General features: G+C 44.3%; 8 protein-coding genes. 6 read left to right on the top strand and 2 right to left on the bottom strand.

Features of this window, described 5'->3' with window-relative positions; translation table 11 throughout:
* Positions 1-50: 50 nt before the first annotated feature.
* On the top strand, positions 51-821 hold the full coding sequence (locus V7Q33_RS12035; protein ID WP_331983536.1) for a helix-turn-helix transcriptional regulator: 771 nt from the start codon (positions 51-53) through the stop codon (positions 819-821).
* Between the two features lie 24 nt (positions 822-845).
* Here the strand turns inward: V7Q33_RS12035 and V7Q33_RS12030 are convergent, their stop codons facing one another.
* Positions 846-3254: an ABC transporter permease gene (locus V7Q33_RS12030; protein ID WP_333819993.1), complete on the bottom strand. Its 2409-nt coding sequence runs from the start codon at positions 3252-3254 to the stop codon at positions 846-848.
* A gap of 327 nt (positions 3255-3581) precedes the next feature.
* On the opposite strand from V7Q33_RS12030, the gene V7Q33_RS12025 reads away from it, so the two are divergent.
* The 3 genes from V7Q33_RS12025 (at position 3582) to V7Q33_RS12015 (ending at position 5742) form a co-directional block, all read left to right on the top strand.
* Complete coding sequence (locus V7Q33_RS12025; protein ID WP_333819992.1) at positions 3582-3968, top strand: iron chaperone; 387 nt, start codon at positions 3582-3584, stop codon at positions 3966-3968.
* Positions 3969-4015: 47 nt separating this feature from the next.
* The gene (locus V7Q33_RS12020) at positions 4016-4420 is read left to right on the top strand and encodes a DoxX family protein (protein WP_333819991.1); all 405 of its coding nucleotides are present in this window, start codon (positions 4016-4018) and stop codon (positions 4418-4420) included.
* A 953-nt stretch (positions 4421-5373) separates the two neighbouring features.
* Positions 5374-5742, top strand: coding sequence for an SWIB/MDM2 domain-containing protein (locus V7Q33_RS12015; protein WP_331983528.1), 369 nt, complete (start codon positions 5374-5376; stop codon positions 5740-5742).
* A gap of 77 nt (positions 5743-5819) precedes the next feature.
* Here V7Q33_RS12015 and V7Q33_RS12010 read toward each other — a convergent pair whose 3' ends face one another.
* Positions 5820-6455, bottom strand: coding sequence for a DUF3575 domain-containing protein (locus V7Q33_RS12010; RefSeq protein ID WP_333819990.1), 636 nt, complete (start codon positions 6453-6455; stop codon positions 5820-5822).
* A 269-nt stretch (positions 6456-6724) separates the two neighbouring features.
* Between V7Q33_RS12010 and V7Q33_RS12005 the strand changes: the two genes are divergently transcribed.
* Entirely contained in the window at positions 6725-7015 is a 291-nt protein-coding gene (locus V7Q33_RS12005) for a DUF4236 domain-containing protein (protein WP_333819989.1), read from the top strand.
* A 70-nt stretch (positions 7016-7085) separates the two neighbouring features.
* Positions 7086-7562 (top strand): hypothetical protein, encoded by a 477-nt coding sequence (locus tag V7Q33_RS12000; protein WP_333819988.1) that lies wholly within the window; start codon positions 7086-7088, stop codon positions 7560-7562.
* The last annotated feature ends 64 nt before the right edge of the window (positions 7563-7626 follow it).

Raw genomic sequence — 7626 nt, 5'->3', positions numbered from 1 at the left:
GCAGCTTCTGACAGGTAATCGCTAACAATTAACGACCACGTTAAAAACAGATGATCATCAAAAACTATCTTCCTTCCACACGCCTCCAACCTTTCATAAAAGCATTCATGCTTATTGAAAGTCAAGAAGGTATGCAGAATAGAATTTTGCCTGATGCTTCCATCATTATGGCATTCAGCCTGCAGGGTAAGATAAAGTATACCGACAATGCTGCTGCGACCACTATACCTGCTACGGCTATTACCGGGTTGAAACGTTCGTTTCGCGTGGTTACGTATCCGGCCAATGGATCAGTGCTGCTGGTAAAATTTACGGAAGCCGGTGCCACTGCATTCTTTGATGTTCCGCTACATGAGTTCTTCAATGAAACAATAGCTGCAGATGCGTTTATAAAGCAATCCACGATAGATATAGTACATGAGCAACTGGCCGAAGCGAATGATGATCCTAGCCGCATAGCCGTTATAGAACAATTTTTGAAGTCGCAGTATAAAGAACGTCAGTCTGATAAACTTGTGCACGCAGCCTTGCAGCAGATCGTGCACAACCAGGGATCGATACGCATTCAGGAATTACTTTCTTCACTCGACATTAGCCAGGATCCTTTTGAGAAGAGATTCAGAAAAGTGGTTGGTGCTTCTCCCAAGCAATATGCAGAGATTGTGCGATTGCGTTCATTGATTGCGCATCAACCAAAAGCATCCAGTCTTACCGACCTGGCACTTTCATTCGGCTATTTTGATCAGGCACATTTTATTAAAAGTTTCAAATCGTTTACAGGGCAGTCACCTAAACAATTCTTCCAGTCTGAATTTTGGTAAAATATATAGTGCATTTGGCAGGACTTACTGATCGCGTAAACTCCTGGCAGGATTCGCCATCGCTGCGCGAATGGATTGCCCGGCAATGGTTAGCAACGTTGCCGCCAGCACAATGACACCAGGTAGTATAATCATCCACCATTGTATTGTGATTTTATAGGCAAATTCCTGTAGCCAGGTATACATCAGGTAATACGCGAGCGGAAAGGCAAATACGCAGCTAAAGGCAATAAGCTTTACATAGCTGGAAGAAAGCATAACGAGTATATTCCATACCGATGCACCCAATACCTTGCGAACGCCAATCTCTTTCGTTCGCTTTACCATCGCCAGCGATGCCATACCAAACAAACCGAGACTCGCTACCGTAATGGAAATAACACTGAAGAGATTCAACAACCTTCCGAACAATTCATCCGAGCGGTATTGCTCTTCAAAGAAGCGATCCATGAAGTAGTATATAAATTGATCGTTGGGATAATGTTTATGCCAGATCTTTTCAAGTGCTTCCAGGTAATCGCCTTGTCGTGATTGTACCTGGAATGAATAGTAACCATACTCGTGCGGATGGTGATAATAGAAGATGATAGGATCAACCGGTTTGCGCAGCGATTCGTGGTGGTAATCTTTCCAGATACCAACGATGGTAACGGGTTTATGTTCGCTGGTAAGAATGGATGTGTTAACAGCATCGGCCGGATTGGCATAGCCCAGCGCACGCGCTGCAGTTTCATTGATGATACAGGTGTTGCCAAATTCCCTGTCACGAAAATTACGCCCGCCCGTTAAGATCATGCCGAATGTTTCCTGGTAGCCTTCATCGATCCACATGATCCGGAACGATTGTTTCTTTTCATTCTTTGATCCAACCGCGTGAACATCTTCATCGTGGTAGCGAATTTCTTCTCCGGGTATATTCATGGAAGCTGTACCGGCTGTGAACGCTGCCAGTTGTAAAACGTCCTCACGGAATGAAGTATACCTTGAATAACGCAGCGAATCAGAGTTGGTGGAGGCTGGTGCACGCAAACTTATCGTGGCGCTTGCATTAAATCCCGAATCGAATTGTTGCATGAAGGCAATCTGCCGTCCGGCTATAATGGTAACACCAACAATCGCAACTGCAAGGAATAACTGAAACATCATAAGCCCCTGATGAAGTAGACCGGCTCTTCCTTTGCCGCTGCCAAGTTTGTTCTTGAGAATGAGCGCAGGTTTTAGCCTGGACATAAAGTGTGCCGGGTAGAATGCAATGAGCGTTGTGCCCGCTACAAACGCGAACAGGTATAGCAACCACGTAATGGTACTTGTAGGAGAGAAGGTAACATGCGTGAACAGTATATCTGACAGCGGCCCGGTAAAGAGAATATATAGTCCCAAGCCCAACAGAAATGTAGTAAAGGAAAGTATACCGGCCTCCAGTATAAATTGACCGCTGATGGCTGTGCGTGATGCTCCAAAAACTTTTCGAACACCAATCTCGTCTGCGCGTTCAATGGAACGGGCCAGTGAAAGATTGATGTAGTTGATCCAGGCTGCTACAAGTATAAACACAGCCAGTGATAGTAAGGCATAGAGCAGTGTTTTGCTGGTAGATGGTTTTACTTCTCCCGATAATCCGGGCAAAGTATGCAACGATTCGTACGGACGTAACTCGTAACGTCCGGTGTGGCCGCGTTTCTCCAGGGTAGTAATGTGCTCTTTCGCCATGCGTGATAGTGCTTGGTTGATTGCTGCTATATCGGCTACATGATCGCGGAGTTTCACAAAGGTAAATGTCCACGGAGCGTTGAAGTCACCATCTTTGGATACCCATCCATAGAATGGCATGGTAGACCATGAAAGCAGAAAGTCAAAGTCCATTGAACTATTCTTCGGAACGTCTTCAAACACTCCCGTTACTGTAAAGGGAAGGTGCTCATTAAAATACAGTGTCTTGCCTACCGGTTCTTCATCGCCAAAATATACTTTTGCCTGCGACTTTGAGATCATTACCGAGTTGGGTGGCGTAAGCGCTTTATCAGGCGATCCGCTGATAATCTTCAGATCAAATACTTTAAAGAAAGAACTATCGGCAAACAACATATTCTGGTCAACCAGGCGCACGTCTTCAGTAAAAACAAATGCTTTCTCATTATATACCCGGGCTACCGCTTCTATCTGCGGCACATAGCTGGCTGCCAGCAATGCTGTACGATCATGGGTGCGGGCGCTCTGAAGCACCGGCAAGCCTTGTTGATATTCATAATAGTCGATGCGGTATATCTTGTCGCCACCCGGATAGAATTTGTCGTAGCTGAACTGGTATTTTACATAACTGATCAGTGCCAGAAAAACAGCAATGCTTACCGAAAGCCCGATAACATTGATGATGGTGAAGAGTTTATTCCGGCGAAGATTACGGATAGCCGTATTCCAATAGTGCTTCAACATAGGTGATGTCGTAAGGTCAGAAAGTAATATTAATAATTTACAGCAAATATTCATCCGGCACACAAGCACGAATGCACTTCTTCACTGTATATTTTCGTCTCCGTGTTCGGACGACCGCGTTGTGATTCCGGACGCTTTGTATCGTATTCGCTTAATACGGTTGACCGTCACCGGCTTGCGTCTTATTACTTTCATTGATAAATGTTCTCACGGGCGTCCTGCCTGAATTAATGTCGGAATCCGCCCCATAAAATGTCGCTTTTACACAACGCAGTGCTTCAATGCCTGCTATACCTTTACATCATCAAACAAAACTACTAAGTGGGTATGAAAAAAGGAGCCGAAAAAGTTACCACCGTAGATCAGTACATGGCTACTGTACCGGAAACTGTATTGCCGGCGGTAGAAAAACTTCGCCAGGCCATAAGGTCTGCCGCACCCAAAGCAGAGGAAGTGATCAGCTACCAGATACCGGCCTATAAATACAACGGTATGTTGGTCGGGTTTGGCGTAGCACAAAATCACATCGGCTTTTATGTAATGAGTAAATCCATCCTGGATTCTTTTGCGAAAGAAGTTCAGAAATATAGTGTTGCCACGGGCACCATACGCTTCCCGATGGATGAGCCAATTCCTGTAGCGCTGGTAAAGAAGATCGTAAAAGCACGTATCGATGAGAATGCTGCGATTAAAGCAAGCAAGGCGAAGAAATGAACAGTATTAAATAAATACCGTAACTAACTATAACTAATATAAAGATTATGGAAACGATTAAAATTGAAGCAACCCAAACACCATCTCATGCAGCACTTTGGACAGGCCGCATCATCAGCGCATTGTGTATACTCTTCCTGTTGGCCGATGGCATCATGAAGATCTTTCGTGAAGCTCACCACGTGCAAGGAACAACGCAGCTCGGTTTTTCCGAGAGCTTTGTACAGCCATTGGGCATCACCCTCACTCTCTGCACCATTCTCTATACAATTCCACGCACAGCTATACTCGGTGCGATTCTGTTAACAGGCTACCTGGGAGGTGCCACTGCTACAATGGTGCATGCACACCAGCCCTTGTATTTCCCTCTTATATTCGGTGTGCTCGTCTGGGCCGGACTATATTTTCGTGATAGCAAACTCCGTACATTGATACCCCTGCGCAAAGATTAGTGTCAGTATATATCAAATAAGAAGCAGGAAGTGATTACTCGCTTTCTGCTTTTTTGTTTGTTATAAGTCCGAAAAACCGGAAGGCAGAAAGTCTGGAAGTCCGCTGGCATTTTCTGGTGTAACGCTGCGTCTCCTTCGTGATCCTGTGTAACATTGGTTTTATTATAAGTTCGGCAACCATGCTATATCTTCCAGCGCACGTACCAGTCCTTCCCCGCCCGCCTAAGGTTCACAATTGAAACAACGCATCCATGGGTACACGGTCCGAAGATTGCATTGAATCCCATGATTGGGATGAAGCCGGATGTTAGAAGAGTCGGGAAGTCCGGAGGACGGAACGTCCGAAAGAAAAATAGCAGCAGCACGTACAGCCTAACTTCAATTCATACTTTTCTTGTGGCCAGTAGCCAGGAACTGGCAGCTATAAAAAATACCGAACAAGAAACACCGATCAACGAATGTTGAAGTACAAAGTCACACCCAATTTCACTCACACCTCCAGCAGGTGGCAGCCAACAACCTGCGGCTATTAATGAACAGCAAAAAAATGTTCTTCTGAAAAAAAAATTTTCATTGGGAAAATCGCTGCGAAGTGATAGTCTATGATCTCCATCATGAAGTGTCTGACAAGCCATCGCGGTGATTGCTAAACATTGTTTCTCCAATGAAAAATCAGTTCTTCATCCTTGTTTTCATTGGGAAAATCACGTTTTTCATTGGGAAAACGCAGTTGTAGCAATACTTTCGCAGGTGTATTCCATTGGGCGATGCGTAGTTTTCTCCAATGAAAAGAGAGTAGTTTCTCCTGCTAAAACGCGGCAAAGTCCTGTCGATATTGACTTTGTTAAAGTCTCGCGTTTCGAAAAGTAAAAGGGTGCTGTTGGAGTAACGATAAAAGTTTTATTACTTTAGTGCTTATATAAGAATGTATCATCTAAAAAATTCGAAACGCTATGGCAAAAACAGCGAAGAAGAAAACTGCTAAGAAAGCAGCAAAGAAGTCGGCACCTAAGAAGGCCGCAAAGAAAACAGCCAAGAAGGCTACAGCAAAAAAGTCGCCCGCTAAGAAGCGGAAACCTAATGCAGCTTTCATGGCACCTCTTACTCCCAGCGCTACACTCGCTGCAGTGATTGGCACGAAAGCATTGCCAAGAACTGAGATCGTGAAAAAGATCTGGGATTATATCAAAAAGAACAATCTCCAGGACAAGAAGAACAAGCGCATGATCAATGGAGATGAGAAACTTAAAGCAGTGTTTGGCGGAAAGAGCCAGATTTCAATGTTCGATCTTGCAAAGATCGTAAGCAAACACGTGAAGTAATCCACTGCTTGCAAAACATGCTTTGAAAAGCCTTGCACCATGTGCAGGGCTTTTTCATTTATAGCCTCATGGTATAACTAAAATATAAAACCACCATTGACACCAATGAGTGGCTGGAAAGAACGGATCGCATCGTGACTTAGCGATCCACGGATGTTAGTCTCTACATACACACCCCCGATGTATAGATCAATTGTGATCCGGTTAGCAATTACCCATTGCCAGCCGATATCCAATCCTCCACCTACCTGCGATATGTGTGCACTGTAATGTTGATTGGTGTCGGTAACTTTGTAGTCAGAGTAGATGGCAAATGGTTGTGCATAATATCCTGCCGGAGGTTGCCGGTTCTTGTTCAGGTAATAGCGCAGTCCTGGCTGAAACGATGCACCTCTGAAATCAAATTCTTCATAAGAGAAAATATCATACTCTGCCGTAAGCACCAGACTGCGCGGAGCGGTTTGGGCAAGACGTTCGTAGGTAACATTGAAGTATCCGCCGAGCACACCGAGCACATCGCTCTTGATAATGTTTCGCTTTCGGTTCATTATGAGGCTGTCTGCTTCGCGAAGTCGTTGCCTGTATTTATCGCGATACTCATCGGTTCGCGATTGCGCTGCTACTGGTGAAGTATAGCAGCTTGCACAGATAACTATAATAAATGACAAAGCTTGTAATGACTTTACAGCAGCACGAGCAGGAATGGCAGACATGGCTAGCAGGGGTTTACTACCGGAATGCAATATAAGGTAATTCGGCTAATGTACCGGAGTGACAGATACACCTGCCCGTATACGAAGAGAACCTGGCTATTGTTGTTGATGTCCGCCATATTAATAAAAACTATAACACTGTTTACTGGGAAATAACCATGGGGCTTTTGGAAACTATATACGGTTGTTGGGAAAACCGAATTGGTTGAAGATGATATTACAGGCAGATTTGAATCGCGTTATTTTTCAGAACGGCATCACAACAAAGTATGGGCTTCTGGTTTCAAAGACGGATCAACATCGGCAAAGGCCTTGGCATCAATGTCAATAACGCAGGTGTGTCAACCAGCTACCGGGGGCGATATGGTTCTATTGGCACACGTGGGTTTACTCTTAAAACCGGTATTCCCGGTCTTCGCTATCGCGGAAGCTCAAAAAATGCACTTCCTGTTATGCTGATATTTGGTATTGCAGTGATTGCTGTTTTGATTGTATACAATGTTGTTCGACTGATAGTCTTTCTGGTAAGCAAAGCCTATTATGCAATCAAGCGTCTATAGTATAGTGAAAGTGTATTCCGGAATTCAACCCATTAGCTAAAAATATACTGTTACCTATAAATGTATTTGTATGAAAAACAAACTATCGTTCAGCTCTTTTTATTCCCAGCAATCATTATTGAATAATACAATATATATACTGATGATGGTATATATGCTGGCAGCCTGCAACAATCGTGAAAGAGCCCAGGCAGAACAAAAGCAACGCGAAGATTCCATTCGCATCGCAACCGAGAATGCTGTGCGGCAACGGTTAGACAGAATACAACAGCTTAAAGATTCGCTAACCAGTGTTGAAGCAGAACACGATGGATTCAGCAACCGTCTTATAATCTTTAAGGCCGACCTGGAAGCAGCCCAAGATAAGCTCGGCACAATCAGGCAATATCAACTGCTGCGCACACCTAATGAACGCGAAGAGCAGATACGGAATCAGACTATTGTTATTGAACAAATTGAGCAAGAGGTAGAAGCTATATCTGCGAAGATTAACCTCTGCGAGGAAGCAGCCCGGAATATTCGTGCCGAGTTAATCAAGTTACAGTAGAGGGAGACTTAGCTTTAATTACTTACCCACAAGTAACACCGTTCAACGCATATATATTAATGTG

It is taken from the genome of Ohtaekwangia sp. (assembly GCF_036786105.1).
Lineage (GTDB): Bacteria > Bacteroidota > Bacteroidia > Cytophagales > Cyclobacteriaceae > Ohtaekwangia.
Note: the sequence above shows the minus strand (reverse complement) of the source record. Positions and strands in the feature narration are given on the sequence as shown.